Origin of the sequence: Acidovorax sp. PRC11, assembly GCF_031844105.1 — a bacterium.
Classification (GTDB): Bacteria; Pseudomonadota; Gammaproteobacteria; order Burkholderiales; family Burkholderiaceae_C; genus Paracidovorax.
Genome location: NZ_JAUZUQ010000005.1, coordinates 41,261 through 67,475, shown reverse-complemented (window position 1 = coordinate 67,475; position 26,215 = coordinate 41,261). Strand labels below are relative to the sequence as shown.

General features: G+C 70.7%; 24 protein-coding genes and 1 riboswitch. Of the genes, 9 read left to right on the top strand and 15 right to left on the bottom strand.

Annotated elements, in window-relative coordinates; translation table 11 throughout:
- Positions 1-23: 23 nt before the first annotated feature.
- Positions 24-590 carry a hypothetical protein gene (locus tag Q9R47_RS07315; RefSeq protein WP_311232546.1) on the bottom strand — a complete coding sequence of 189 codons (567 nt, stop codon included), beginning with the start codon at positions 588-590 and terminating at the stop codon, positions 24-26.
- A gap of 212 nt (positions 591-802) precedes the next feature.
- Here Q9R47_RS07315 and Q9R47_RS07310 point away from each other — a divergent pair, with 212 nt between their 5' ends.
- Positions 803-1,810 carry a hypothetical protein gene (locus tag Q9R47_RS07310; protein ID WP_311232545.1) on the top strand — a complete coding sequence of 336 codons (1,008 nt, stop codon included), beginning with the start codon at positions 803-805 and terminating at the stop codon, positions 1,808-1,810.
- 154 nt (positions 1,811-1,964) lie between these two features.
- Here the strand turns inward: Q9R47_RS07310 and tldD are convergent, their stop codons facing one another.
- On the bottom strand, positions 1,965-3,425 hold the full coding sequence (gene tldD / locus Q9R47_RS07305; protein ID WP_311232544.1) for a metalloprotease TldD: 1,461 nt from the start codon (positions 3,423-3,425) through the stop codon (positions 1,965-1,967).
- Positions 3,426-3,520: 95 nt separating this feature from the next.
- Complete coding sequence (gene rodA / locus Q9R47_RS07300; RefSeq protein ID WP_311232543.1) at positions 3,521-4,681, bottom strand: rod shape-determining protein RodA; 1,161 nt, start codon at positions 4,679-4,681, stop codon at positions 3,521-3,523.
- Positions 4,682-4,762: 81 nt separating this feature from the next.
- Between rodA and Q9R47_RS07295 the strand changes: the two genes are divergently transcribed.
- Positions 4,763-5,368 carry a YqiA/YcfP family alpha/beta fold hydrolase gene (locus tag Q9R47_RS07295; RefSeq protein WP_311232719.1) on the top strand — a complete coding sequence of 202 codons (606 nt, stop codon included), beginning with the start codon at positions 4,763-4,765 and terminating at the stop codon, positions 5,366-5,368.
- A 19-nt stretch (positions 5,369-5,387) separates the two neighbouring features.
- On the opposite strand, the gene Q9R47_RS07290 is transcribed toward Q9R47_RS07295, so the two are convergent.
- A complete protein-coding gene (locus Q9R47_RS07290) occupies positions 5,388-7,013 on the bottom strand; it encodes a Wzy polymerase domain-containing protein (RefSeq protein ID WP_404977114.1) in 1,626 nt (541 codons plus the stop codon).
- 195 nt (positions 7,014-7,208) lie between these two features.
- Between Q9R47_RS07290 and Q9R47_RS07285 the strand changes: the two genes are divergently transcribed.
- The 4 genes from Q9R47_RS07285 (at position 7,209) to mtgA (ending at position 11,859) form a co-directional block, all read left to right on the top strand.
- Positions 7,209-9,293: an RNB domain-containing ribonuclease gene (locus tag Q9R47_RS07285; RefSeq protein ID WP_311232542.1), complete on the top strand. Its 2,085-nt coding sequence runs from the start codon at positions 7,209-7,211 to the stop codon at positions 9,291-9,293.
- Between the two features lie 41 nt (positions 9,294-9,334).
- Complete coding sequence (locus Q9R47_RS07280; RefSeq protein WP_311232541.1) at positions 9,335-10,195, top strand: TonB family protein; 861 nt, start codon at positions 9,335-9,337, stop codon at positions 10,193-10,195.
- A gap of 87 nt (positions 10,196-10,282) precedes the next feature.
- Positions 10,283-11,128, top strand: coding sequence for a shikimate dehydrogenase (aroE, locus tag Q9R47_RS07275; RefSeq protein ID WP_311232540.1), 846 nt, complete (start codon positions 10,283-10,285; stop codon positions 11,126-11,128).
- Positions 11,125-11,859 (top strand): monofunctional biosynthetic peptidoglycan transglycosylase, encoded by a 735-nt coding sequence (mtgA, locus tag Q9R47_RS07270; protein ID WP_311232539.1) that lies wholly within the window; start codon positions 11,125-11,127, stop codon positions 11,857-11,859. The genes aroE and mtgA overlap by 4 nt, the downstream gene beginning before the upstream one ends.
- A 48-nt stretch (positions 11,860-11,907) precedes the next feature.
- Here the strand turns inward: mtgA and Q9R47_RS07265 are convergent, their stop codons facing one another.
- From Q9R47_RS07265 to Q9R47_RS07250, 4 genes are read right to left on the bottom strand one after another with little or no spacing between them, the layout of a single operon-like run.
- A complete protein-coding gene (locus Q9R47_RS07265; protein ID WP_311232538.1) occupies positions 11,908-12,786 on the bottom strand; it encodes an IclR family transcriptional regulator C-terminal domain-containing protein in 879 nt (292 codons plus the stop codon).
- Between the two features lie 55 nt (positions 12,787-12,841).
- The gene (locus tag Q9R47_RS07260) at positions 12,842-13,651 is read right to left on the bottom strand and encodes an aldolase/citrate lyase family protein (RefSeq protein ID WP_311232537.1); all 810 of its coding nucleotides are present in this window, start codon (positions 13,649-13,651) and stop codon (positions 12,842-12,844) included.
- Positions 13,648-14,025, bottom strand: a complete 378-nt coding sequence (locus tag Q9R47_RS07255) for a cupin domain-containing protein (RefSeq protein WP_311232536.1) — start codon at positions 14,023-14,025, stop codon at positions 13,648-13,650. Before Q9R47_RS07255 ends, Q9R47_RS07260 begins: the two co-directional genes overlap by 4 nt.
- Positions 14,022-14,921, bottom strand: coding sequence for a tripartite tricarboxylate transporter substrate-binding protein (locus Q9R47_RS07250; RefSeq protein ID WP_311232535.1), 900 nt, complete (start codon positions 14,919-14,921; stop codon positions 14,022-14,024). The genes Q9R47_RS07255 and Q9R47_RS07250 overlap by 4 nt, the downstream gene beginning before the upstream one ends.
- A 372-nt stretch (positions 14,922-15,293) precedes the next feature.
- On the opposite strand from Q9R47_RS07250, the gene Q9R47_RS07245 reads away from it, so the two are divergent.
- Genes Q9R47_RS07245 through ruvC form a run of 3 tightly spaced genes read left to right on the top strand, consistent with a single transcriptional unit; the run spans position 15,294 to position 17,574 of the window.
- A complete protein-coding gene (locus Q9R47_RS07245; RefSeq protein WP_311232534.1) occupies positions 15,294-16,007 on the top strand; it encodes a lysophospholipid acyltransferase family protein in 714 nt (237 codons plus the stop codon).
- Positions 16,008-16,010: 3 nt separating this feature from the next.
- A complete protein-coding gene (locus Q9R47_RS07240; protein WP_311232533.1) occupies positions 16,011-17,015 on the top strand; it encodes a phosphatidate cytidylyltransferase in 1,005 nt (334 codons plus the stop codon).
- A gap of 10 nt (positions 17,016-17,025) precedes the next feature.
- Complete coding sequence (gene ruvC / locus Q9R47_RS07235) at positions 17,026-17,574, top strand: crossover junction endodeoxyribonuclease RuvC (RefSeq protein ID WP_311232532.1); 549 nt, start codon at positions 17,026-17,028, stop codon at positions 17,572-17,574.
- 7 nt (positions 17,575-17,581) lie between these two features.
- Here the strand turns inward: ruvC and Q9R47_RS07230 are convergent, their stop codons facing one another.
- The 7 genes from Q9R47_RS07230 to ftsA form a co-directional block, all read right to left on the bottom strand.
- Complete coding sequence (locus tag Q9R47_RS07230; protein WP_311232531.1) at positions 17,582-18,148, bottom strand: RcnB family protein; 567 nt, start codon at positions 18,146-18,148, stop codon at positions 17,582-17,584.
- A 99-nt stretch (positions 18,149-18,247) separates the two neighbouring features.
- Positions 18,248-19,879, bottom strand: coding sequence for a methyl-accepting chemotaxis protein (locus Q9R47_RS07225; protein ID WP_311232530.1), 1,632 nt, complete (start codon positions 19,877-19,879; stop codon positions 18,248-18,250).
- A 217-nt stretch (positions 19,880-20,096) separates the two neighbouring features.
- Positions 20,097-21,938: a phosphomethylpyrimidine synthase ThiC gene (thiC, locus tag Q9R47_RS07220; protein WP_311232529.1), complete on the bottom strand. Its 1,842-nt coding sequence runs from the start codon at positions 21,936-21,938 to the stop codon at positions 20,097-20,099.
- Between the two features lie 171 nt (positions 21,939-22,109).
- Positions 22,110-22,218, bottom strand: a riboswitch (TPP riboswitch).
- A gap of 61 nt (positions 22,219-22,279) precedes the next feature.
- Entirely contained in the window at positions 22,280-22,456 is a 177-nt protein-coding gene (locus Q9R47_RS07215) for a hypothetical protein (protein WP_311232528.1), read from the bottom strand.
- 10 nt (positions 22,457-22,466) lie between these two features.
- Positions 22,467-23,390, bottom strand: coding sequence for a UDP-3-O-acyl-N-acetylglucosamine deacetylase (lpxC, locus tag Q9R47_RS07210; protein WP_311232527.1), 924 nt, complete (start codon positions 23,388-23,390; stop codon positions 22,467-22,469).
- A 156-nt stretch (positions 23,391-23,546) separates the two neighbouring features.
- Positions 23,547-24,782 carry a cell division protein FtsZ gene (gene ftsZ / locus Q9R47_RS07205; RefSeq protein ID WP_311232526.1) on the bottom strand — a complete coding sequence of 412 codons (1,236 nt, stop codon included), beginning with the start codon at positions 24,780-24,782 and terminating at the stop codon, positions 23,547-23,549.
- 185 nt (positions 24,783-24,967) lie between these two features.
- The gene (ftsA, locus tag Q9R47_RS07200; RefSeq protein ID WP_311232525.1) at positions 24,968-26,197 is read right to left on the bottom strand and encodes a cell division protein FtsA; all 1,230 of its coding nucleotides are present in this window, start codon (positions 26,195-26,197) and stop codon (positions 24,968-24,970) included.
- Between the last annotated feature and the right edge of the window lie 18 nt (positions 26,198-26,215).

The following is a 26,215-nucleotide window of genomic DNA, read 5'->3' as shown; positions in this document are numbered from 1 at the left end:
ACAGGCGTCCTTGCCGCAGGCGCTCAGCCCCCTGCCCCGCCCCGGCGCGACAGCCATCCGCCGAGGCGCGTCCACCAGCCGCGCCGCAGGCCGGGCGCGGGCCCGCCCGTGCGCAGATCCTGCCACTCGCTCGCGTCCACGCCGCCCTGCTGGTAGAGATCGATGGCGAGCACGGCCTGGCCCAGCGCCCGCCACGCATGGCCTTCGAAGGCATGGAAGCACGGCGATTCGTCGCGGCTGCGCCGCTGCAGGGCATGCTGCCAGGCCGCCGCGGCACGCACGAGCTGGCGCAGCGCGTTCTCGTAAGCGCAGAATTCATAGAGTGCATGCCAGGCCGATCCGAGGCCCGAGAGGAACAGCTGGTGCCGGCGGGCTTCGTCCAGCAAGGCCGTGACGCACGCCAGCACGGCCTGCGGATCGGCATCCGGCGCACGGCGGGTGGACACGGCCTGCTCCACCTGCGCGGACAGAGCCGTCACGGCATCGCGGAACTGCAGCGAATCCTCGTCTGCGGCGCTCTCGCGCAGCCACCGGCTGATGTCGCCGAAGGTCTGCAGGCTGGAGGGAAGCTGGGTGGGGGTGGTGGCCATGGATGCAATGGCAATGTAACCAGTCTTCCCCCTGCCTGCATGGCATGTGTGCGGGCGTTGTCCTACGGTCGAGCACTGCTTCGGCAGACGCTGGACAGTAAGGGCGCTGCATAAGCTCTGCCGTACCGGCGGGCGAGAGGGCCTCCGGTATTCGGCCTCGGTCCGGCGTCTTGCCGCCCGAGCGTGACATCCCATCTCCAAGAAAGCCGATCATGTCCATCCAATCCACTGCTGTCCTTCCCGAAGAGCGCCCCTGGGCGCCCACCGTCTCCTGGGGCGCCGTTTTCGCGGGGCTCGTTCTTTCGCTGATCGTCTACCTGGTGCTGTCCGTGCTCGGCACCGCGATCGGCGCCTCGGCCATCGACCCGATGGGCGACCGCAATCCGTTCACCGGCTTCGGCGTGGGGGCCGGCATCTGGGCCGGCGTGACGACGCTGCTGGCCATCGCGGTGGGCGGCTACGTGGCCGGCAACCTCGCACGCCGCTCGGGCGCGCTGCACGGCCTGCTGGCCTGGGGCCTGACCACGCTCTTCACCGTGTACCTGCTGATCAGCGCCACGGGCAGCGCCCTGAGCGTGGCGGGCGGAGCGGCCAAGGCCGGCCTGACCACCGCGGGCGCGGTGGCCGGTGCCGGGGTCTCGGCCGCCGCTCCGGCGCTGGGCGGCGCGGTGCAGCGCCAGCTGGACCAGGCCGGCATCTCGCTGGACGCGAACAGCCTGCAGTCCGAGCTGGAGAAGCTGCTGCGCCAGACCGGCAAGCCCGAGCTGCAGCCCGAGAACCTGAAGAACGAGGCGCAGGCCGCCGCGAGCGAGGCCCAGGCCAGCGCCAGCAGCGCCGCCCAGACGCCGCAGACCGCCGACGCCGATGCCAAGGGCTGGCTGGCGAGCGTGATCCAGCGCGGCGAGCGCGTGCTGAACGCCGCCGACAAGGAAGCCCTGGTGAACATCATCGTGGCGCGCACGGGCAAGTCCCGCGCCGAGGCCGAGCAGATCGCCAACAATTACGAGCAGACCTACAACCAGGCGCGCGCCAAGCTGGAGGAAGCCAAGCAGCAGGCCGAGCAGAAGGCCCGCGAGGCCGGCGCGGAAGCCGCGAAGAACGTGGCCCGCGGCTCCTGGGGCACGCTGGTGGTGCTGCTGATCGGCGCCGCGGTCGCCGCCGGCGCCGGCATGCTGGGCTTCCGCCGCCAGCGCCCGGTCGGCGTGGTCGTGGCGGCCTGATCCAGGCCCCGGACCGGAGGCCGCCTGCGCGGCGGCCGTCCCGGCTCCCGTCCCCAGCCTCTGGCCGGGGATGGCGAATGGAAAAAAAGCCCGGTGGAGACTGCTCTCCGCCGGGCTTTTTGCCGTAGGTGCCGCATGCGCGGCGGCGCAGCCGTCAGGCCGTGCCGCCCACCGTCAGCCCGTCGATGCGCAGCGTGGGCTGGCCCACGCCCACGGGCACGCTCTGGCCTTCCTTGCCGCAGGTGCCGACGCCGCTGTCGAGCGCCATGTCGTTGCCGATCATGGTCACGCGCTTGAGCGATTCGGGGCCGCCGCCGACGATCGTGGCGCCCTTGACGGGATAGAGGATCTTGCCGTTCTCGACCCAGTAGGCCTCGCTGGCGGAGAACACGAACTTGCCGCTCGTGATGTCCACCTGCCCGCCGCCGAAATTGGTGGCGTAGAGGCCGCGCTGGATGCTGGCGACGATCTCGGCCGGGTCCTTGTCGCCGCCCAGCATGTAGGTGTTGGTCATGCGCGGCATGGGGATGTGCGCATAGCTCTCGCGCCGGCCGTTGCCGGTGGGCGCCACGCCCATCAGGCGGGCGTTGAGCGAATCCTGGATGTAGCCCTTGAGGATGCCGTCCTCGATCAGCACGTTGCGCTGGCTGGCGTGGCCCTCGTCGTCCACGTTGAGCGAGCCGCGGCGGTCGGCGATGGTGCCGTCGTCCAGCACCGTGACGCCCTTGGCCGCCACGCGCTGGCCGATGCGGCCGCTGAACGCGCTCGACCCCTTGCGGTTGAAATCGCCCTCCAGCCCGTGGCCCACGGCCTCGTGCAGCAGGATGCCCGGCCAGCCGGGGCCGAGCACCACGGTCATCTCGCCGGCCGGCGCCGGACGCGATTCGAGGTTCACCAGGGCCGCGTTCACGGCCTCGTCCACGTACCGGCCGATCTGGGCGTCGTCGAAGTAGGCCAGGCCGAAGCGGCCGCCGCCGCCGGCGGAACCCATCTCGCGGCGGCCGCCCTGCTCGGCGATCACCGTCACCGACAGGCGCACCAGCGGGCGCACGTCGGCGGCCAGCGTGCCGTCGGCGCGCGCCACCAGCACCACGTCGTATTCGCTCGCGAGGCCGGCCATGACCTGCGACACGCGCGGGTCCTTGGCGCGGGCCAGCTGCTCCACCTTGCCCAGCAGCGCCACCTTGGCGGTGCTGTCGAGCGTGGCGATCGGGTCCAGGTCCGGGTAGAGCGAGCGGCTGGCGGCCACCTTGCGCGCCGCCACCTTCGCGCGGCCCTGCTGCGACGCCGCCGCGATGGAGCGCACCGTATGCGCCGCGTCGCGCAGCGAGGCCTCGGAGATGTCGTCGGAATAGGCGAAGGCCGTCTTCTCGCCGCTCACCGCCCGCACGCCGACGCCCTGGTCGATGCTGAAGGAGCCGGTCTTGACGATCCCCTCCTCCAGGCTCCAGCCCTCGCTGCGGGTGTACTGGAAGTACAGGTCGGCATCGTCCACGCGGTGCGCCCGGATGTCCGACAGCGCGCGCGCGAGGTGGGTTTCGTCCAGCCCGAAGGGCTCCAGCAGCAGCTGGCGGGCGATGGACAGGCGTTCGATGGTCGGTTCGCGGGAGATCATGGGCGGATTCTAGAAGCCCCCGGCGGCCACCGCCCTGCGGCCCGCGCACACCCCGTACGGCGGCGTGGCCTCTCGGGGGCGGCGGGCCGCCTCCGCTATGCCGGGGCGAGCGGCTGGCGCTGCGCGCGGGCGATGGACATCAGCACCCCCAGCGCCAGCCCCAGTGTGACCATGGCCGTGCCGCCGTAGCTCACGAAGGGCAGCGGCACGCCCACCACGGGCAGGATGCCGCTCACCATGCCCATGTTCACGAAGGCGTAGGTGAAGAAGATCATCGACACGGCGCCGGCCATGAGGCGCGAGAACAGCGTGGTCGCGCCCAGGGCGATGGCCAGGCCGCGCCAGACGAGCAGCAGCAGGAAGACGATCAGGAACAGGTTGCCGGCGAGCCCGAACTCCTCCGAATAGGCCGCGAAGATGAAGTCGGTGGTGCGCTCGGGGATGAACTCCAGGTGGGTCTGCGTGCCGGCCATGAAGCCCTTGCCCCAGACGCCGCCCGATCCGATGGCGATCATTCCCTGGATGATGTGGAAGCCCTTGCCCAGCGGATCGCGCGTGGGATCGAGCAGCGTGCAGATGCGCTGCTGCTGGTAGTCGTGCAGCACCGGCCAGCGCACGCCGTCCGCGCACAGCTGCGGCTCGAACCAGACGATGAGCGCGATGCCGATGCCGCCCAGGACCACCGGCGGCAGCACGAGCTTCCAGGGCAGGCCGGCGAAGAAGATCACCGACAGCCCGGCCGCCAGCACCAGCAGCGAGGTGCCCAGGTCGGGCTGCTTCATGATGAGGCCCACGGGCAACGCCAGCAGCGCGCCGGCCACCACGAAATCCAGCGGGCGCAGTTGCCCCTCGCGCTTCTGGAACCACCAGGCCAGCATGAGCGGCATGGCGATCTTCAGGATCTCGCTCGGCTGGATCACGAGGCCCACGTTGATCCAGCGCTGCGCGCCCTTCTTGATGATGCCGAAGAGCGCCACCGCCACCAGCAGCGCCACGCCGGCGGTGTAGAGCGGCACGGCCAGCATCATCAGCCGCTGCGGCGGGATCTGCGCGACGACGAACAGGATGCCCGCGGCCAGCACCATGTTGCGGCCATGGTCGTAGAACCGGGTGCCGTGGTCGTAGCCCGAGGAATACATCGCCACCAAGCCGATCGACGAGAGCGTCAGCAGCACCGCGATGAGCGGCCAGTCGAAGCCGCGGAACAGGGGCAGGATGCGCTGCAGCAGGGAAGGCTTGTCGAAGGCGGCGGACATGGGGCGACATTATCGGCGGCGGCCCGCGGCGGCCGGCCGTGGCGGCACAATGCCCGCTCCATGCCGATGCCTTCCGCGCCCATGCCGCACACCACCACCCACCTGCTCTACCTGCACGGATTCCGCTCGTCGCCGCGCTCGGCCAAGGCCCGCCAGATGGCGGACTGGATGGCAGCGCACCGGCCGGACGTGCGGTTCTGGTGCCCGCAGCTGCCGCCCTCGCCGCGCGATGCGATGGCGCTGGTGGCGCAGGGCATCGCCGACTGGCCGGCGCAGCGGATGGCGGTGGTCGGCTCGTCGCTGGGCGGCTTCTACGCGAGCTGGGTGGCGCAGCACAAGCCCGGCTGCGCGAGCGTGCTGCTGAACCCGGCCGTGGACCCGGCGCGGGACCTGGAGCGCTACATCGGCCAGCAGACGGCCTGGCACGATCCGTCCGAGCAGTTCTACTTCCGGCCCGAATACATCGCCGAACTGCGGGCGCTGGAGGTGCGGACCCTGCCCGCCGCCGGACCGGAACTCGCCATCATCGCCAAGGGCGACGAACTGCTGGACTGGCGCGAGATGGCCGCCCGCCATGCCGCCGCCCGGGTGGTGCTGCTGGAAGGCGGCGACCATGCCCTGAGCGATTTCGCGGAGCACATCGGCACGGTGGTGGCGTTCTGCGGGCTGGACGCCCGCCCCGCGTGAAGCGGCTTCGCTGACCGGCTCAGGGCGCCGGCACGCTGGCCGGCGCCTGCCGCCCCCGCCACCGGTCGTATTCCTGCGGATAGGCGGCCTGGTAGCGCCGGGCGTTCAGCGCGGCCTCGTCCCGCAGGCCGAGCAGCGTCGCGCTGTCGATCAAGGCCTCGATGACGCGGGGCTCCGGCGAGTAATGCACGAGGCGCGTCGCCAGGGCGTGCACGCGCGCGGCGTTCTCGCGCGTGGTCTGCATCGTGGTGAGCACGGCGAAGTCGAGGGTGTCGCGGAAGAACACGGTGGAGGCGGCCACGCGGCGGGCGGTGTCGCTCTGGAATTCGGGATCGCGCCGGTCGGCGGTCAGATAGGGCTGCGACACGCGGTGGTAATCCCGCGCCAGCAGCGCGATGCCGGCCAGCCACACGCCGGCGGCGAGCCCGGCGGCGCACAGCAGCGGCACCCGCACCGCGGCACGGACCGGCGCCCGCCAGAAGCGCGGCCAGAGCAGCGCCAGCGCACAGGCGGCCATGAGCTGGAAGGGGCCGTACCAGAGCGGGAACTCCAGCATGCTGTGCACGCCGATGGGGACCAGCAGCCCCCAGGCGAGCTGCCGCGCCGGCTCGGTCTCGCGCCAGGGGCGTGCGCGCCAGGCCAGCCAGAGCGCCAGCCCGCACGCGGCCAGGGCGAAGGGCAGCCCCAGCTCCACGGCCAGCTGCAGCGGCAGGTTGTGGGCGTTGTCCACCAGCAGGCAGAAGCGCTTGCCGGGATAGTCGGCGGCGTAGTGCGCGTAGGCGAGCTCGCCCCAGCCCCAGCCCGTCCAGGGCCGCTCGGCAATGAGGTGCAGCACGTTCGACCAGAGCACGCGGCGGTTGTCGCAGGCATGTTCGGCGGCCGACAGGCGCGCGAACAGGCCGTCCATCGAGAAGCCCGTCCAGCGCTCCAGCAGCACCGGCAGCAGCCCGGAGAACGCGGCATAGAGCGCGATGCCCGCCAGGCCCAGCGCGAGCGCGGGAGCGCCCAGGCTGCGGCGCCAGAGCAGCAGCAGGAACAGCATGCAGCCCCATTCCAGAGCCCCGGTGCGCGACGCCGTGGCGGCCGCGCCGGCCGCGAGCAGCGCCAGCGCCCAGCAGGCCAGCACGCCCGCGCCCACGGCGGCGGGCCGCAGCCGCGGGCCGCCCTGCAGGTGGGACGCGGCACGCATGCGCGCCACCCACCACGCCAGCGCCCAGGCCCCCATGCACAGCAGCGTGGCCTGCTGGTTGCGCTGGCGCAGGTTGCCCATCGCGATGCCGTGCGTGGAGGGGTAGATCCATGGCGCCCAGCCCGGATCGCCCATGAAGAACTGGGCCAGGCCGATGCCGGCCCCGGCCAGGCCCGCCAGCAGCGCGCCCGCCGCCACGGCCCGGGCGGCGTGCTGGCGCAGCCCGTGGCCCGCATCGCCCGCCGGCTGGCGCGACCAGGCGATGGCGAAGGCGGTGGCCACCACCAGCGCGCAAAGCGCCGACACCACCAGCGGCCAGAAATTGGACAGCGGCGACGCCGTGTGCCCGTAGAGGAACGGCAGGGCGATGGCCACCGCCGCGACGCCGCCCAGGGCGCGGGCCGGCCATGGGGATGGCGCGGACGCGAGGCCACGCGCGGCGGAGGGCGCGGGCAAGGATGCGGGAGCGGGAGCGGCGGGCGGCGCAGGAGGAAGCGCGTTCATCGGGAAGAAGGTGGGCCGCGGCAGCGGGCAGGGGCGAAGGAAGAAGGGTGTGGCCGGGCACGCGTGCCGGCCAGCGCAGGATCATAGGGCGCGCGGCCACGGCCGGGCCGGGCGGCGGGCGGGCCGGCCCATGGGAGAATCCTCCCCATGCACGCACTGTTTGAAGAAGCCGGCAAGTTCCTCGCCGGGCGCATCCTGTCCGAGGCCGAGAATTCGGCCCAGATCGAGCTCGACTCCGGCAAGCGGGTGAAGGTGAAGGCCGCCCACATCCTGCTGAAGTTCGACAAGCCCGCTCCCGCCGACCTGCTGCGCGAGGGCCAGGCCCTGGCCGCCACGATCGAGCTGCCCCTGGCCTGGGAGTTCGCACCCGAAGAGGAATTCGGCTTCGCCGACCTGGCCCGCGACTATTTCTCCGAGAACGCCACGCTCGCGCAGCAGGCGGGCGCGCTGTTCGCGCTCTACGAGGCGCCGCACTACTTCCGCCGCGCCGGCAAGGGCCGCTTCAAGAAGGCGCCGGCCGAGATCCTGCAGCAGGCGCTGGCCGGCATCGAGAAAAAGCGCCTGCTCCAGGAGCAGATCGCCGCCTGGGCGGAGCAGCTGGGCCGCGGCGAATGCCCGCAGCCGATCCGCGACCAGCTCTACAAGATCCTGTTCCGCCCCGACAAGAACGCGCCCGAATACAAGGCGGTGGTGGACGCCAGCCGCGCCACGCACAAGGCGCCGCTCGATCTGCTGCAGCAGGCCGGCGCGATCGATTCGCCCTACCAGTTCCACTGGAAGCGCTTCCTGTTCGACAACTTCCCCAAGGGCACGGGATTCCCGTCGCTCACCGCTCCCCAGCCGCCGGCCGAGCTGCCGCTGGCGCCCGTGCAGGCCTATTCGATCGACGATTCGCAGACCACCGAGATCGACGACGCGCTCTCGGTGCAGGGCCTGGGCACCGGCACGGTGGTGCTGGGCATCCACATCGCGGCGCCGGGCCTGGCGATCGTGCCGGGCTCGCCGCTCGACCAGCTCGGCCGCCAGCGGCTGTCCACCGTCTACATGCCGGGCTACAAGATCACCATGCTGCCGGACGACGTGGTGCAGATCTACACGCTCGACGAAGGCCGCGCCAACCCCGCCGTCTCGCTCTACGCGACGATCGACGAGGCCACGCTGGAGATCACCGGCACCGAGACGAAGCTCGAGCGCGTGCCCGTCGCCGTGAACCTGCGCCACGACCGGCTGGACCACATCGTCACCGAGGCATGGCTGCAGGACCCGTCGCTGGAGGTGGAGGGCACCCCCGCCGCCCTGCAGGAGCGCCGTGCCGAGCTGTCGTTCCTGCACCGCCTGGCGCGCAAGCTCAAGGCGCAGCGCGAGGTGGTGCGCGGCAAGCCCGAGACCTTCAACCGGCCCGACTACAACTTCCGGCTCGCGGGCGTGCCCGAGGGCGGAGAGCCGACCGGCGCCGAGACCGTCTCGATCACCACGCGCCGCCGCGGCGCGCCTCTGGACCTGATCGTGGCTGAGGCCGCCATCGTGGCCAACAGCACCTGGGGCAATCTGCTGGCCGAGCACGGCGTGCCCGGCATCTACCGCAGCCAGGCGAGCCTCGCGCCCGGCATGAAGGTGCGCATGGGCACCAAGGCCCTGCCCCACGCGGGCATCGGCGTGAAGAGCTACGCCTGGGCGACCTCGCCGCTGCGCCGCTACGTCGATCTGGTGAACCAGTGGCAGATCATCGCCTGCGTGCGCCACGGCAAGACGGCCGCGCTCGCCGCGCCGTTCAAGCCCAAGGACGCCGACCTGTTCTCCATCATCAGCAGCTTCGACGCGGCCTACGGCGCCTACAACGGCTACCAGGCCGGCATGGAGCGCTTCTGGACGCTGCAGTACCTGCGCCAGAACGGCATCACGGAAATCGACGCCAGCGTGATCAAGGAAGGCGGCGGCGGCAGCTACCTGGTGCGCGCGGACGATCTGCCGCTGGTGCTGCCGGTGCTGGGTGCCCAGGCCCTGCCGCGCGGTGCGCGCGTGCGGGTGAAGCTCGGCGAGATCGACGACATCACGCTGGACGTGAGCGGCACCGTGACCGAGCGCCTGGACGATCCGGCCGACCCGTCGGACGACGCTGCCGTGGCCGAGCCCGAGGGCGACGACGAGGAGGCCGTGGCCGGCCCGATCGCCATCGCGGTGGACGTGGACGAGGCCGAGGGCGCCGGCACGCCGCCGGCGGCCGCTTCCTGACCACGGCCGGGACCGCCCGCACCACCGCATAATCGGCCGCCGTGAGACGCCCCGCCTTCCTCCAGCGCTTCAGCACCCTGCAGATCGCCCTCGCCCTGTCGGTGGCGGTGCATGCGGCGCTGCTGTCCGTGCGCTTCGTCGATCCGGAGAGTTTCAACCGCGTCTTCCAGGACACGCCGCTGGAGGTGATCCTGGTGAACGCCAAGTCCGGCGAGCAGCCCGAGAAGGCCCAGGCCATCGCCCAGGCGTCGCTCGCGGGCGGCGGCGATGCGGAGAAGGGCCGCGCCACCAGCCCCCTGCCCTACTCCGCCGTCACCCACGTGGGCGAGGATTTCGAGGAGGCGCAGCGCAAGCTCGACGCCATGCAGGAGCAGCAGGCCCAGTTGCTCGCGCAGCTGCGCAGGCAACTGGCGACCATGCCCCCGCCGGACCCGCGCGACCAGAGCCCGAACACCGACCGCGTGCAGCAGGAAGAGAAGCGCCGCCAGTTGCTGAAGCTGCTCGCCGAGATCGAAAAGCGCATCAACGAGGAGAACTCCCGTCCCAAGAAGCGCTACATCAGCCCCGCCACGCGCGAGGAGGTGTACGCCATCTACTACGACGGGCTGCGCCGCAGGATCGAGGACAAGGGCACGGAAAGCTTTCCCGAACAGGGCGGCAAGAAGCTCTACGGCGAGCTGACCATGATCGTCACCGTGAACCACGACGGCCGGGTGCTGGACACCGAGGTCGTGCAGGGCTCCGGCAACCGCCTGCTCGACCAGCGCGCCCAGTCCATCGTGCGCGCCTCCGGCCCGTTCGGCGCGTTCAGCCCCGCGATGCGCGCCCGGGCCGACCAGATCGCCGTGGTGTCGCGCTTCAAGTTCACGCGCGAACAGACGCTGGAGACCAGCGTGCGCTGACGTGCCCCGCCCGTCCGTCTCCCTTGCCCCGGCCGACGCCGCTCCCTCTTTCCTTCTCCCCCTCTCCTTTCCCCTTCCTCCTGCCGCATGACGACGACCCCTGCACCGGACGCCTACTGCGTGATGGGCCACCCCGTGGAGCACAGCCGCTCGCCGTGGATCCACGCACGCTTCGCCGAACTCACCGGCGAGCGCATCGACTACACGCGGCGGCTGGTGCCGCTGGACGGCTTCGCCCGGGCCCTTGCGGATTTCGCGGCGGCCGGCGGCCGCGGCTGCAACGTGACGGTGCCGTTCAAGCACGACGCCGCGCGGCTCGCCACCGTGGCCAGCGAGCGCGTGCGCCGCGCCGGCGCGGCCAACACCCTGACCTTCCTGCCCGACGGCAGCGTGCATGCCGACAACACCGACGGCCTGGGCCTGGTGGCCGACATCGTGCGCAACGCGGGCGTGGCGCTGGCGGGCCGCGACGTGCTGCTCGTGGGCGCGGGCGGTGCAGCCGCGGGCGTGCTCGCGCCGCTGCTGGAGCAGGGGCCCCGCCGGATCGTGGTGGTCAACCGCACCGCGGCCCGCGCGCAGGCCCTGGTGCAGGCGCATGCCGATCTGGCGGCGGCCCGGCAGGTCGCACTGCAGGCACTGCCGATCGAAGAGCCCGGCACCGGCTTCGACGTGGTCGTGAACGCGACGGCGAGCAGCCTGGCCGGCGGCGAAATCCCGGTGCCCGGCGCGGTGCTGCGCGAAGGCACGCTGGCCTACGACATGATGTACGGCCCCGCGGCGCAGGGCTTCATGGACTGGGCACGCACGCGCGGCGCGGTGCCGCGCGACGGGCTCGGCATGCTGGTGGAGCAGGCCGCCGAGGCGTTCGCGGTCTGGCGCGGGGTGCGCCCCCCGGCCGCGCAGGTGCTGCAGGAACTGCGCGCGCAGCCATGAAGGCCCTGCTGCGCTGGATCGGCTGCGTGCTGCTGGCCGGCGTGGCCCTGCAGCTGTTCTTCGTGCTGCGCATCGCCGCGATGGCGGCCATCGATCCGCAGTCCACCAGCTTCCAGCGCTCCGAAATCTGGGCGCAGGTGGCGGCGGGCGACGGCCTGCACTGGCGCCAGGAATGGTTGCCCTACGACCGCATCGCGGACACGCTCAAGCGCGCGGTGATCGCCTCGGAGGACGACGGCTTCGTCAACCACGACGGCGTGGACTGGACCGCGGTGGAGAAGGCCTGGGAACGCAACGCGCGCGCCGAGGCGCACGCCGCGCGGCTGCAGGATGCCCAGCCCGGGCGCGCGGCGCGGCCGGCCCGCATCCGCGGCGGCTCCACCATCACGCAGCAGCTCGCCAAGAACCTGCTGCTGTCGGGCGAACGCACGCTGCTGCGCAAGGGCCAGGAATTCGTGCTGACGCTGGCGCTGGAGCAGCTGCTCAGCAAGCAGCGCATCCTGGAGATCTACCTCAACAGCGTCGAATGGGGCGAAGGCGTCTTCGGCGCCGAAGCGGCGGCGCAGCGCTATTTCCGCAAGAGCGCCGCGCAGCTGAGCGCCGCCGAGGCCGCGCGCCTGGCCGTGATGCTGCCCGCGCCCCGGCGTTTCGAGAAGAGCCCCGGATCGGCCTACCTGTCGGGCCGCACCCGGGTGATCCTGGGCCGGATGGCCAGCGCCGAACTTCCGTAGGCACCTCGCGCGCGGAGTGGCGCGGCCCAGGACCGGCCCGCCCCCCCGTCAGGCGGCCACGGGGTGGTGGTGGGCGAACGACGGCACGGCGCCGGCAGGCTGCAGCAGGGGCTGCGGCGTCGCCAGCATGCCGGCCGTCTGCGCCGGCATCGGCATGCCGGACAGCTGGGCGGACGCGGCGGCCTCCTCGCCGATGCGCGATGCGGTGGACTGCACCAGCGACAGGAAGCGCTTGAGCATGCGGTCGTCCATCTGGCTCGCGAAGGTGGAATACACCAGCGCGCCGCGCAGCACGCCGCCGCCGAACACCGGCACGGCGAAGGCGGTGCTCTCGGAGTTGTTCTTCGCATAGCGGATGGCGTAGCCCTGCCGGCGCGTCTCGCGCACCGTCCTGCGCAGGGCCCACATGTCGGTGATCTTCTGGTGGGGCTCGCCATGGGTGTTGGCCGCCTCCACCAGAATGCGCCGCTCGGCGCGCGTGCAGTAGGCCAGGTAGGCGCGGCCCAGGGCCGAGGGGATCAGGTCGTAGCGGCGACCCAGGCTCGACGGACGGATCGCGTAGGGGCTGTAGGGCATGGTGCAGAACACCACGCGCATCTGGTGGCCGTCGATCACGGCCAGCGAGAGCGGCCACTTGATCTGCCGCGTGGCGGAGATCATCAGCGGCGCGGCCAGCTCGGCCAGGCGCAGCTTCTCGTTCACGCCGCTGCTGAGGTTGCTCACCGCCAGCGTGAGCTGGTACTGGCCATAGGCGTGCGGATCGCTGCGGACGTACTTCTCGTACTCCAGCGTGCCCAGCAGGCGGTGCAGCGTCGATTTGGCCAGGCCCGTGCGCTGGTGCAGCTCCTGCAGGCTCCAGGTGGAGCGCTCGTTCATCACGCGCAGGATCAGCAGCGCACGTTGTACGGAACGGACTTCGGTGCTCATGGGGTGTTTTCTCCGTGGAAATGGGGGATGCAGCCGGAATGCATGCGGACCGCGTTCAGGCCGCCTCGGATTCGATCGCGTCCGCCATGACCTGCTGCGCCGCGCGGCGCAGCAGGGCCTGGTCGGACCCGACCACGAAAAAGGAAATGCCCTGCGCCGCCAGCGCGGGCACGGCACGCACGTCGGGCACGAAGCAGCCGACGGCACGGCCCCGGGCGCGCCCGGCAGCGCTCACGGCGGCGACCGCATCGGCCACGCGCGGATCGTCCAGGCCCTGCGCGCCGAGCGACACGGCGAGGTCCGCGGGGCCGACGAAGAGGCAGTCCACCCCCGGCACGGCGGCGATCGCGGACGCCTCGGCCACGGCCTGGGCGCTCTCGATCTGCACGATGACGGTGGTGTGCGCATCGCTGGCGCGCAGGTGCTCCGCCATGCCGCGGGCACCGTAGCCGCCGGCACGCGAGGAATTGCTGAAGCCGCGCGCGCCCCCCTGCCCGTAGCGGGCGGCGCGCACCACCTCGGCGGCGATGCGGGCGTCGTCCACGTGGGGCACCATCACGCCCGCCGCGCCCAGGTCCAGCGCCTGCTGGACGGCCGCGGCGCGCGGATACGGCACGCGCACCAGCACGGGCAGTGCGCAGGCATGGGCGGCCAGCAGGCTGCGGTCCAGGCTCTCGGGGCCGAAGGGCGCATGCTCGGCATCGAGCACGAGCGTGTCCAGCCCGGTCGCGGCCAGCACTTCGACGGTCTGGTGCGACGTCGTCTTGACGAAGGTCGCGAGCAGCCGGTCGCACGCCAGGATGCGCTGGCGCAGCCGGGCCGGCGGGGACGCGTCGGCACCGGGGAAGCCGGGTGCGGTGGTCATGCGAGGTATTCCGGCCGCGCGGGCGTGAAGACGTCGAGGTTGAGCACCGGCTCGTCCCCCACCACCACCCCGTAATGGCGCACGTTGGGCGGTATGAGCAGCAGCCCTCCGGGCCCCAGCCGCACCACGCGGTCGTCCACGTGCACGTCCAGCACGCCCGCGAGGATGTACATCACCTGCTCGTTCGGGTGGGCGTGGGGACGGGGCTCGTGGCCGGGCATGAGGCGGTGCAGCGCCAGCGTCACCTGGTCGCTGCCGAACGCCTTGCGCTCGATGCCGCGGCGCACGGGCTGCCATTCCAGCGTGCTCCAGTCGACGCTGTGCAGGGCGGCTGCCGCCTCGGGCGGGAGGGGGGTGGGGGGTGGTGGGTTCATTCGGGGGCGATGCGCAGGGCCTGGATGGTGCGCGACCACAGGTCGTGGTCGGCCTGCAGCACGGCGCGCAGTTGCAGTGGCGACAGCGGGGAGCGCACCATGCCCAGGCCCTTGAAGCGCTCGGCGATCTCGGGCAGCGCGGTGATGCGGTTGATTTCTTCATTGAGCTGCGCCCGGCGCCCGGCCTCCAGGCCGCGCGGCGCGAACACGCCGTACCAGTTGGTCACCTCGAAGCCCTTGAGCGTCTCGGAGACGCTGGGCACGCCGGGCAGCAGGTCGGTGCGGTTCTTCTCGGTGACGGCGAGCAGGCGGATCTTGCCGGCCTGCGCGTGCGGCAGCAGCAGCGAGGCGCCTCCCGCGAACATCTGGCATTCGCCCTGCACGAGGGCTGCCACGGCGGGGCCGCCGCCCTTGTAGGGCACGTGCACGATGTCCAGGTCGGCGGTCTTGGCGAGCAGCGCCAGGGTGAGATGGTTGTGGGTGCCGATGCCGCCGGAGGCGTAATTGATCTTGCCGGGGTTCGCGCGGATGTAGGCCAGCAGTTCCGGGAAAGTGTGCACCGGCAGGCTGGCGGACACCGCGATCACGTTGATCGCGTAGGCCAGCATGGCCACGGTGTCGAAGTCGTTCATCGGATCGAACGGCAGCTGGCGGTAGAGGCTACCGTTCATCGCATGGGTGGACATGGCCCCGATCTCGAGCGTGTAGCCGTCCGCCGGCGCGCGCGCCACCACGGCTGCGCCCAGGTTGCCCCCCGCGCCGGCCACGTTCTCGACCACGGCCGGCTGGCCGCTGCCGGGAAACAGGTGCTTCGACAGCAGCCGGGCGAGGATGTCCGTCGATCCGGCAGGCGCGAACGGCACGATCAGGCGCACCGGCCTGACCGGGAATTCCATTCCTGCAGCACCCGCACCGCCTGCCTGGGGGCCCTGCGCGAACGCCGCCCACGGCAAGGATGAGCCCGCAACGCAGAAAGCAAGCGCTTTTCGACGGGACAGCAGGTGGGGGACTGACATGGAACGGGCCCCTTCTTTTGATAAATATGATGAAAAAGATCCAAAAAACATTTTGAATTCCTTGTAGCGGAAGTCTAGAAGCCGGATTCGCCGAATGGTCGGCGAACTTTCCGGATTCCGGAGAATGGAACTATGCCGTCCCATTCCACGGATCATGCGCTTTACCGCAGCGCGGGACCAGGGAAATCCCCACCCGCCGGCGCCACGCCGCCGGAGGAAGCGGAGGCCGGCGCGCCCCGTATGATTCCGGGCATGCTGTCCAAGTTGATGAGCCTTTTCCTGCTCGGGCTGGTGCGCTTCCTCACCGGCTCCCAGGCACGGTGGTACGGGTGCCCGCCCAAGGCCGAGCAACGCATCTATTTCGCCAACCACCAGAGCCATGCCGACCTGGTCATGATCTGGGCCGCCCTGCCCCAGGAACTTCGCAGCATCACCCGGCCCATCGCCGCCCGGGATTACTGGACCAAGACGCCCTTCCGGCAATGGATCACCACCGCCGTGTTCAATGCGGTGTACGTGGACCGGGTCTCGGGCACGCCCGCGCCGCAGCCCGCCGGCGAGGCACCGGCCATGCCCGCGCCCGCACCGTCTCCCGCCGCCGGCACGCCCGATCCCGAGGCGCTGCGCGCCGCCCTGCCGGAAGGCGATCCGCTCGCGCCGCTCGTGCAGGCCCTCGAGAGCGGCGATTCGATCGTGATCTTTCCCGAAGGCACGCGCGGCCACGGCGACGAGCCCCAGCCCTTCAAGTCCGGGCTCTACCGGCTCGCGCAGATGTTCCCGCAGGTGGTGCTGGTGCCCGCCTGGATCCACAACGTGCAGCGCGTCATGCCCAAGGGGGAGGTGGTGCCCGTGCCCATCCTGTGCTCCGTGACCTTCGGCGCCCCCATAGAACTGGCGCCCGGCGAGGAGCGCCGCGCCTTCCTCGACCGCGCCCGGCGCGCGGTGATCGCGCTGCGGGAGGTGTGAGCCATGATGGACTTCCTGCGCCACCTCACCACCACGCAGCAGATCGGCGCGCTGTTCGTGGCCATGTTCGGGCTGCTGTCGCTGGTGACGCTCTATGCGTTCTTCCAGACCCTGCACGAGGCGCGCGGCCCCGGACCCGAGGACCAGGCCGCGCACGAAGTGCACCAGCAGGAGTGGCGCCGCTTCTGGAGCCTGCTCAAGACGTCCTGGGTCATGGCGACGGTCTTCTGGGTCGGATGGGCCCTGGGCGACACCGTGGCCACGGTGCTCTTCGCCATCGTCTCCTTCCTGGCGCTGCGCGAGTTCATCACGCTCTCGCCCACGCGGCGCGGCGACCACCGCAGCCTCGCGCTGGCGTTCTTCGTCGTGCTGCCGCTGCAGTTCGCGATCGTGGGGATGCGCAAGTTCGACCTGCTCACGGTGTTCATCCCGGTCTACGTCTTCCTGGCCCTGCCCGTCGCGAGCGCGCTGGCCAACGATCCGGAACGCTTCCTGGAGCGCAATGCCAAGCTGCAGTGGGGCATCATGGTCTGCGTGTACGGCATGAGCCACGTGCCCGCGCTGCTGCTGCTCGACTTCCCGAACTACGAGGGCCGGGGCGCCTTCCTGGTCTTCTTCCTCGTGGCCGTGGTGCAGACCAGCGTCATCGCCCAGCATCTGCTGGGCCGGCGCTTTCCGCACCGTCCCGTGGCCCCGCAGGTGAGCCAGAGCTTCCAGTGGCTGAGCTGGAGCGTCGGCGTGGCGATCGGCGGGCTGGCCGGCGTGGCGCTGTCGTTCATCACGCCGTTCAAGGTCGGGCAGGCGCTCGGCATGGCGCTGCTGGCCTGCCTCGCGGGCACCCTCGGCCACCTGGTGATGAAGGCCCTCAAGCGCGACCGCGGCGTGACCAGCTGGGGCCTGCAGGGACAATCCACCACCGGCGCCGGCGGCCTGCTGGACCGCGTGGACGCGCTGTGCTTCGCCGGCCCGGTGTTCTTCCATTCGGCCCGCTGGTACTTCGGCCTCTGAACGGCACCTCATGAGAATCCTGGGCATCGATCCCGGCCTGCAGACCACCGGCTTCGGCGTGGTGGACGTGGACGGGCACCACCTGAGCTACGTGGCCAGCGGCACCATCCGCACCACGGGCGCGGCCCTGGGCGACCTGCCCGGCCGCCTGAAGATCCTGTTCGACGGCATCACCGAGGTGGCCGCGCGCTACCAGCCCGACGCGTCCACGGTCGAGATCGTCTTCGTGAACGTGAACCCGCAATCCACCCTGCTGCTCGGCCAGGCGCGCGGCGCGTGCCTGACGGCGCTGGTGGCGAGCGGCCTGCCCGTGGCCGAGTACACCGCCCTGCAGATGAAGAAGGCGGTGGTGGGAAACGGCCGCGCGGCCAAGTCGCAGGTGCAGGAGATGGTGCGCCGGCTGCTGCAGCTGCCCGGCCTGCCGGGCACCGACGCGGCCGACGCCCTGGGCCTGGCCATCACCCATGCCCACGCGGGCGCGGCGATGGCGAGGCTCGGGGAAGTCACCACGCTCAACCGCCGCCAGCACGCGATGTACCGCGGCGGAAGGACTTTGTAGCGGATCGCTAGCGGAACACGATCTGCGCGATGACGCCGGAGCCCAGGGAGATCAGCAGGTAGTCGGGGCCGTTCTGCACCCAGTGGTAGCCGCGCGGCGGGGGAGCCAGGTGGTGCATGCGCCAGTCCTGCACCACGTAATGGTGCGAGCGGTACATCGGCGGCACGCGGCTGCCGCGGTACCAGTCGTGGTGCGGCCCCGCGCCATGGCGCCGGCCGTGGGCCTGCGCATGGGGCGGCGGGCCGGGGTGGTGGTGCCGCGGCTTCGCGTGGTGGCCCTGCCAGCCGGGGGGCGGCCCCCCGTGGTGCGGGCCGGGCTGCGGTCCGTAGTACCCTGGCCCGCCCCGGTGGTGGTCGGGGCCGCGGCCGTAGCCGGGTCCGGGCCCATGGCCAGGCCCGTGTCCGTAGCCATGACCACGGGCGGACTCGCGCTCGCGGCCCGGCACCCCGTCGAAGGGCTGGGCCTGCGCGCACAGCGCGGACAGTCCCACGGCCAGCGCCGATCCGAAGGTCCGCAGGCGCCGGGCGGGCATTCCTGCAGAAGCCGCGAAAGGAAGGTCGGAAGAGGTGGTCATGGCGATGCTCTGTCGCAAAAGCCGCAGGGTATCACCGGCACGGCCGTGCGGTCGTAACAACGCGTGGGCGGCCGCCGCGGGCCGCCCTGGGGGCCATGCCTACCGCGGCAGCAGCGCCGCCGCGTTCCGGGAGGCGGGCAGCATGTCCACGGCGCCGGAGACGGCCCTGCCGCCCTCGTCGAGCTGGAAACGGCGCACGGCGCCGAGCAGCTGGACGGCCTGCTCGCGCAGCGACTCCGACGCCGCGGTGGACTGCTCCACCAGCGCAGCGTTCTGCTGCGTCATCTGGTCGAGCTGGCTCACGGACTGGCTGATCTGGCCGATGTTGTCGCTCTGCTCGGCCGACGAGGCGGTGATCTCCGAGATCATCTCCGAGACGCGGCGCACGCTGTCCACGATCTCGGTCATCGTCGCGCCGGCCTGGCCCACGAGGCGCGAGCCGCTCTCCACGCGCTCCACCGACGAGCCGATCAGCTCCTTGATTTCCTTGGCCGCCGCCGCCGAGCGCTGGGCCAGCGTGCGCACCTCGGCCGCCACCACCGCGAAGCCCCGTCCCTGCTCGCCCGCGCGGGCGGCTTCCACGGCCGCGTTCAGCGCCAGGATGTTGGTCTGGAAGGCGATGGAATCGATCACGCCCGTGATGTCGGCGATGCGGCGCGAGCTTTCGGTGATCTGGCCCATCGTGGCCACGACCTGCGAAACCACGCTGCCGCCCCGCGCGGCCACCTCGGCCGCGGTGGAGGCGAAATCGCTCGCCTGCTGCGCCGACTGGGTGCTCTGCTGCACGGTGCCGGTGAGCATCTCCATCGAGGACGCGGTCTCCTCCAGGTTGGCGGCGGTCTGCTCGGTGCGCTGGCTCAGGTCGTGGTTGCCGGTGGCGATCTCGGTGCTCGCCGTCGAGATGTTGCCGGACGCCTCCTGCACCTGCCGCACCAGGCCGCGCAGCGCGTCCTGCATGCGGCCCATGGCCACGACGAGCTGGCCGACCTCGTCCATCTGAGCGGGGCGCACCTCGTGCGAGAGGTCGCCGCCGGCGATGCGTTCGGCGAGCGCGCGGGCCTGGGCCAGCGACCGCGTGATGGAGCGCACGCTGAAGAACGTGAGCGGGATCAGCACCGCCAGGGCCAGCACCAGCCCCAGGCCGATCACCGCGGACATGGTGGCCGTGCGCGCATCCATGCCTCCGCGGGCCTCGTCCATCTTCTCGCGCGCGCTCTTGGCGAGGCTCGCGAGCAGCTGGTCGGTCGTCTCCATGTGGCCCTTGAGCCGCTCGGCATAGGCCGCGCCGCCGGCACCGTCGAGCTGCGCCCGCTCGATCTGCTCGAAGATCGGAGAAATGCCGGCTTCATACTGCTGGATCTCGCCGAGGGCCTTGTCGATGGCGGCCACGAAATCCGCATCGCCCGCCTGCACCTGCCGCACGTCGGCCAGACTCTTGCGCAGCGCGGCGAGCGTTTTCGTCCACGCCTCGCGCTGGGCCGAGACCTCCACCGAGTTGTTGAAGTTGAGGATGATGTCCTTCTCGGTGCGGCGCAGCGTGCCGAGCGTCGTGCGCAGGTCGGCCATGTCCGTGAGCGTCTGCACGCGCTGCGAGAAAAGTTCCTGCAGCGTGTCGCGCGTGCGGTCGAGGGCCAGATACCCCAGGCCCCCGATGATGACGAGCAGTACCAGGGAAAAGATCGTGCCGAAATACAGGCGCGCGCGTATCGACAGGCGTCCCAGGGTATTCATGGTGTCCTCTACAAACAGTTACACGGGCACATGCAATAACTGCGCCCATCCCGAAGCAGCCTCGTGGGCCGCCGGGGCGCCACTATAGGGCGGCGCACCCAGGCAGCCGGCAGGGAAACCACGGGGTGGCTTTTCCTGCCGGGTTGATCATCGCGCAACACGGGCGTAACCACTGTCGCGTTGGTGGAGCACGGCCCACGCCGCAGGCCCGCTGCCGTCAGGCGGGCTGGATCGGCACGTAGAGTTCCCCGCCGCCGCTGCGGAATTCCTCGGATTTCTCCTGCAGGCCCCGGGCGGCGAAGTCGCGCACTTCCTGCGTGATCTTCATCGAGCAGAATTTCGGCCCGCACATGGAGCAGAAGTGCGCCACCTTCGCCGAGTCCTTGGGCAGCGTCTCGTCGTGGTATTCCTGCGCCGTTTCCGGGTCGAGCCCCAGGTTGAACTGGTCCTGCCAGCGGAAGTCGAAGCGCGCCTGGCTGAGCGCGTCGTCGCGGGCGCGGGCGCCCGGATGGCCCTTGGCCACGTCGGCCGCATGCGCGGCGATCTTGTACGCGATGATCCCCTGCTTCACGTCGTCGCGGTCGGGCAGGCCCAGGTGCTCCTTGGGCGTCACGTAGCAGAGCATGGCCGTGCCCATCCAGCCGATCATGGCCGCGCCGATGGCCGACGCGATGTGGTCGTAGCCCGGGGCGATGTCGATGGTCAGCGGCCCCAGGGTGTAGAACGGCGCCTCGTGGCAGGTCCTGAGCTGCTCGGTCATGTTGGCCTGGATCATGTGCAGGGGCACGTGGCCGGGGCCTTCGATCATGGTCTGCACGTCGTGCTTCCAGGCGACCTGCGTGAGCTCGCCCAGCGTGCGCAGCTCGGCGAACTGGGCCTCGTCGTTGGCGTCGCTCGCGCAGCCGGGCCGCAAGCCGTCGCCCAGGCTGAAGGACACGTCGTACGCCTTCATGATGTCGCAGATGTCCTCGAAATGCTCGTGGAGGAAGCTCTCCTTGTGGTGCGCCATGCACCACTTGGCCATGATGGAGCCGCCGCGCGAGACGATGCCCGTGCGCCGCCCGGCCGTCAGGTGGATGAAGGCCAGGCGCACGCCGGCATGGATGGTGAAGTAGTCCACGCCCTGCTCGGCCTGCTCGATCAGCGTGTCGCGGAAGATCGCCCAGGTCAGGTCCTCGGCGATGCCGCCCACCTTCTCCAGCGCCTGGTAGATCGGCACGGTGCCGATGGGCACGGGGCTGTTGCGCACGATCCAGTCGCGCGTGGTGTGGATGTTCTTGCCCGTGGAGAGGTCCATCACGTTGTCCGCGCCCCAGCGGATCGCCCAGACCAGCTTCTCGACCTCTTCCTCGATGCTGGAGGTGACGGCCGAGTTGCCGATGTTGGCGTTGATCTTGACCTTGAAGTTGCGCCCGATGGCCATCGGCTCGACCTCGGGGTGGTTGATGTTGGCCGGGATGATGGCGCGGCCGCGCGCCACTTCGTCCCGCACGAACTCGGGCGTGATGATCTTCGGGATGCTGGCGCCCAGCGGGTTGCCCGCCAGGCGCTGCTCGCGTGCCGCGTCCTGCTGGTACTGCGCCATCCATTCGCGGCGGCCGTTCTCGCGCAGGGCCACGTACTCCATCTCGGGCGTGACGATGCCCTTCCTGGCGTAGTGCATTTGCGTCACATTGGCGCCGCTCCTGGCGCGCAGGGGCGCGCGCTGCAGGGCGGCGGCCTCGGCGCGCAGCACGGCAAGGCGGGCGGCGTCTTCGGACTTGCTGCCGTCGTCCAGCGCCTGCTGCGGGCGCCCCTGGTAGCGCTCGGTATCGCCGCGGCCCTCGATCCAGCCGCCGCGCACGCTGGCGAGGCCCCGGCGCACGTCGATCACCGCGGCCGGGTCGGTGTAGGGGCCGGAGGTGTCATACACGCTGACCTGCTCGCCGTTGGTGAGCGCGATGTCTCGCACCGGCACGCGCAGGTCCGGGCGGCTGCCCGTGATGTAGTTCTTGGTGGAGGCGGGAAAGGGTTCGCGGGTCAGCGAGAGCAGCTGGGCGAACTTGTCGGGGGCATTCATGGCGGGCAATCTCCTCGGTTGGATGGAAATGTGCTCCGCATGAGACCAGGTGTGGCCGCCCCCGGCCCCCTTGCGGAGGCGCCCGCTGCGCGGCCCTCGGCCCCGGGGACGGGGCGATGGCGCGTGGCGGCCAGGCGAACGCCGGCTGGGGCCTTCGCCTGCAGGCGCGGGAATCCCGGCTGCAGCTCTTCTTACGCTGGTACTAACCAGATCAAGTTCGCGGTTCCGGCGGTCAGGTCCGCCATCTCAGCACGCCATACGTGCACCCCGGAGCAGGCGCGAGTATAGGAGCGATGCCCGGCCGTGTCACGCCGCGCCGCAGCGGCACCGGGCAAGGAACGTCAGAGGAAGCGCTCGAGCGCCAGCACCGCGAAGAAGGCGAAGGCCGAGAGCACGGTCCACTTCACGATCACGATGCCGTAGCGCTTGTAGCGCGGCTGCCCGGTGCCCATGTAGAACACGAAGCACACCACCGCCAGGAGCAGCAGGAAGAAGAACAGCCCGCGGAACAGCAGCATCGCCGCCGCCTCACCAGGCCTGGACGGGCATGGCGAAGCCCTTGGGCGCCTGCCGCTCGCTCTCGAAGGTCGCGATCTCCCATGCGTCTTCATGGGCCAGCAGTTCGCGCAGCAGCAGGTTGTTCATCGCATGGCCCGACCGGAAGGCGCTGTAGGCCGCGAGCAGCGGCCGGCCGACGATGTAGAGATCGCCGATGGCGTCGAGGATCTTGTGCTTCACGAACTCGTCGTCGTAGCGCAGGCCGTCGGCGTTCAGCACCTTGTAGTCGTCCATGACGATCGCGTTGTCGAGCCCGCCGCCCAGCGCCAGCCCGCTCGCGCGCATCATTTCCACATCCTTCGTGAAACCGAAGGTGCGGGCACGGGCGATGTCGCGCGTGTAGTTGCCCGCGCCCAGGTCGAACTCCACGCTCTGGCCGGTGGAATCCACCGCCGGGTGCGCGAAGTCGATCTCGAACCGCAGCTTGTAGCCGTGGTAGGGCTCGAGGCGCGCCCACTTGAGCTGCTGCCCCTGGCCCTCGCGCACCTCGACGGGGCGCGTGACGCGGATGAATTTCTTGGGCGCGTTCTGCAGCACCACGCCGGCGCTCTGCAGCAGGAACACGAACGACGCGGAGGAGCCGTCGAGGATCGGCACTTCCTCGGCCGTGATGTCGATGTACAGATTGTCGAGCCCCAGGCCTGCGCATGCAGACATGAGGTGCTCGACGGTGTGCACCTTGGCACCGCCCACGCCGATCGTGGAGGCCATGCGCGTATCCACCACGGACTCGGCGCGGATCGGAATGTCCACGGGCTCGGGCAGATCGATGCGGCGGAACACGATGCCCGTGTCCGGCGCGGCCGGACGCAACGTGAGCTCGACCCGCTGTCCACTGTGCAGGCCCACGCCCACGGCGCGGGTGAGGGTCTTGATCGTGCGTTGCTGGAGCATCCGCCGATTTTAGGTGGCGGCTCCCATCCCTGTGCGCATCCATGGCTATGGCTTCCATAGCGCAGAGGTCACCAACGGAAACAAAAAGGCCGCCCGGCTCCCGGAAAGGAGCGGAGCGGCCAGCGGCGACCCGAGGACAAGCCCCAGGGGGGCCGATCAGTCGGCCTGCTTGCGGAGGAACGCGGGGATTTCGAGATCGTCCATGCCGCCCGAGGACAGCGCGTCCACGCGGGCCGCGGCCTGCGTGCGGTTGGTGCGCCAGACGCTGGGCACCGCCATGTTGCCGTAGTCGGTCTGCGAAGCCGCGCCGCCGCCCACGAGGCCGCTGGCCACGCCCACGGTCGCGCCCGAGATCGGCACCTGGTAGGCGAGGTTGTCGGTGCCGGTGCGCAGGCCGCCCTGCACCACCGAGATCGGCTGGCGACGCGCGTTGGCGCGCGACAGGCCGGTGGCCACCACGGTCACGCGGATGTCGTCGCCCAGGCTGTCGTCGTAGGCCGCGCCGTAGATGACGTGCGCATCGGGCGACGCGTAGGCGTTGATGGTGCTCATCGCCAGGCGCGATTCGGACAGCTTGAGGCTGCCCTTGGCGGCCGTGACCAGCACCAGCACGCCCTTGGCGCCCGACAGGTCGATGCCTTCCAGCAGCGGGCAGGCCACGGCCTGCTCGGCGGCGATGCGGGCACGGTCGGGGCCGCTCGCGACGGCGGTGCCCATCATGGCCTTGCCGGGCTCGCCCATCACGGTGCGCACGTCTTCGAAGTCGACGTTCACGTGGCCGTACTCGTTGATGATCTCGGCGATGCCGCCCACGGCGTTCTTCAGCACGTCGTTGGCGTGCGCGAAGGCCTCGTCCTGGGTGATGTCGTCGCCCAGCACTTCCAGCAGCTTCTCGTTGAGCACCACGATCAGGGAGTCGACGTTGGCTTCCAGTTCGGAGAGGCCATTGTCGGCGTTCTGCATGCGGCGGCCGCCTTCCCACTCGAAGGGCTTGGTGACCACGCCCACGGTCAGGATGCCCATCTCCTTGGCCACGCGCGCGATCACGGGTGCGGCGCCGGTGCCGGTGCCGCCGCCCATGCCGGCGGTGATGAAGAGCATGTGCGCGCCCTGGATGGCCTGGCGGATGTCCTCCTGCGCGGCCTCGGCGGCCTCGCGCGCCTTCTCGGGCTTGCTGCCGGCGCCCAGGCCGCTGTGGCCCAGCTGGATCACGCGGTGCGCGCTGCTGCGGGTGAGCGCCTGCGCGTCGGTGTTGGCGCAGACGAACTCCACGCCCTGCACCTGGCGCGCGATCATGTGCTCGACGGCATTGCCGCCGCCGCCGCCGACGCCGATCACCTTGATCTGCGTGCCCTGGTTGAACTCTTCGGCTTCGATCATTTCGATGGTCATGCTGGTGCTCCTAGATCCTGGTCTTTACGTGCGATGTACGGTCGGCCGCTGTGGCCGATGAGGTTGTCAAAAAAAACGGTGGGGCGCTGCAGAAACACGCGCCCGGGGGACCGGTACTGGGCCATCGGTGGCGGTAGCGGCCGGAAGGACTTCCACGGGCGAGCCGGTGCAGAGGGACGTACATGTCAGAAGTTCCCGACGATGAAGTCCTTGAACCGACCGAAGGCCGTTTTCACCGAGCCGCTCTTCTGCGCCACTTTGAAGCCGCGCAGGCGTGCCTGCCGCGCCTCCTCGAGCAAACCCATGACGGTAGCAGCACGCGGCTGGGCCACCATGTCGGACAACGCGCTGGAATACTTCGGAATGCCGCGGCGCACGGGCTTGAGGAAGATGTCCTCGCCCAGCTCCACCATGCCCGGCATGATCGCGCTGCCGCCCGTGAGCACGATGCCCGACGACAGCACTTCCTCGTAGCCCGATTCGCGGATCACCTGCTGCACGAGCGAGAAGATCTCCTCCACGCGCGGCTCGATCACGCCGGCCAGCGCCTGCTTGGACAACATGCGGGGGCTGCGGTCGCCCAGGCCCGGCACTTCCACCTGCGCTTCCGGGTCGGCCAGCAGCTGCTTGGCGTAGCCGCTCTCGACCTTGATGTCCTCGGCGTCCTTGGTGGGCGTGCGCAGCGCCATGGCGATGTCGCTGGTGATCAGGTCGCCCGCGATCGGGATCACGGCGGTGTGCCGGATGGCGCCGCCCGTGAAGATCGCCACGTCGGTCGTGCCGGCGCCCACGTCCACCACGGCCACGCCGAGTTCGCGCTCGTCGTCGGTCAGCACCGCCTGGCTGGAGGCGAGCGGGTTCAGCATGAGCTGCTCGACCTCCAGGCCGCAGCGGCGCACGCACTTGATGATGTTCTCGGCCGCGCTCTGCGCGCCGGTCACGATGTGGATCTTGGCCTCCAGGCGGATGCCGCTCATGCCGATGGGCTCGCGCACGTCCTGCCCGTCGATCACGAATTCCTGCGGCTCCACCAGCAGCAGCCGCTGGTCGGACGAGATGTTGATGGCCTTGGCCGTCTCGACCACGCGCGCCACGTCGGCGGGGGTGACCTCCTTGTCCTTGACGGCCACCATGCCGCTCGAATTGAGGCCGCGGATGTGGCTGCCCGTGATGCCGGTGTAGACGCGCTGGATCTTGCAGTCGGCCATCAGCTCGGCCTCCTTCAGCGCCTGCTGGATGCTCTGCACCGTGGCGTCGATGTTGACCACCACGCCGCGCTTGAGGCCGTTGCTCGGCGCCACGCCCAGGCCGGCCAGCTTCAGGTCTCCGCCCGGGAGCACCTCGGCCACCACGGCCATCACCTTGGCCGTCCCGATGTCCAGCCCCACCACCACGTCTTTGTATTCTCGTGCCATATCTTGTGTGTCCTGACT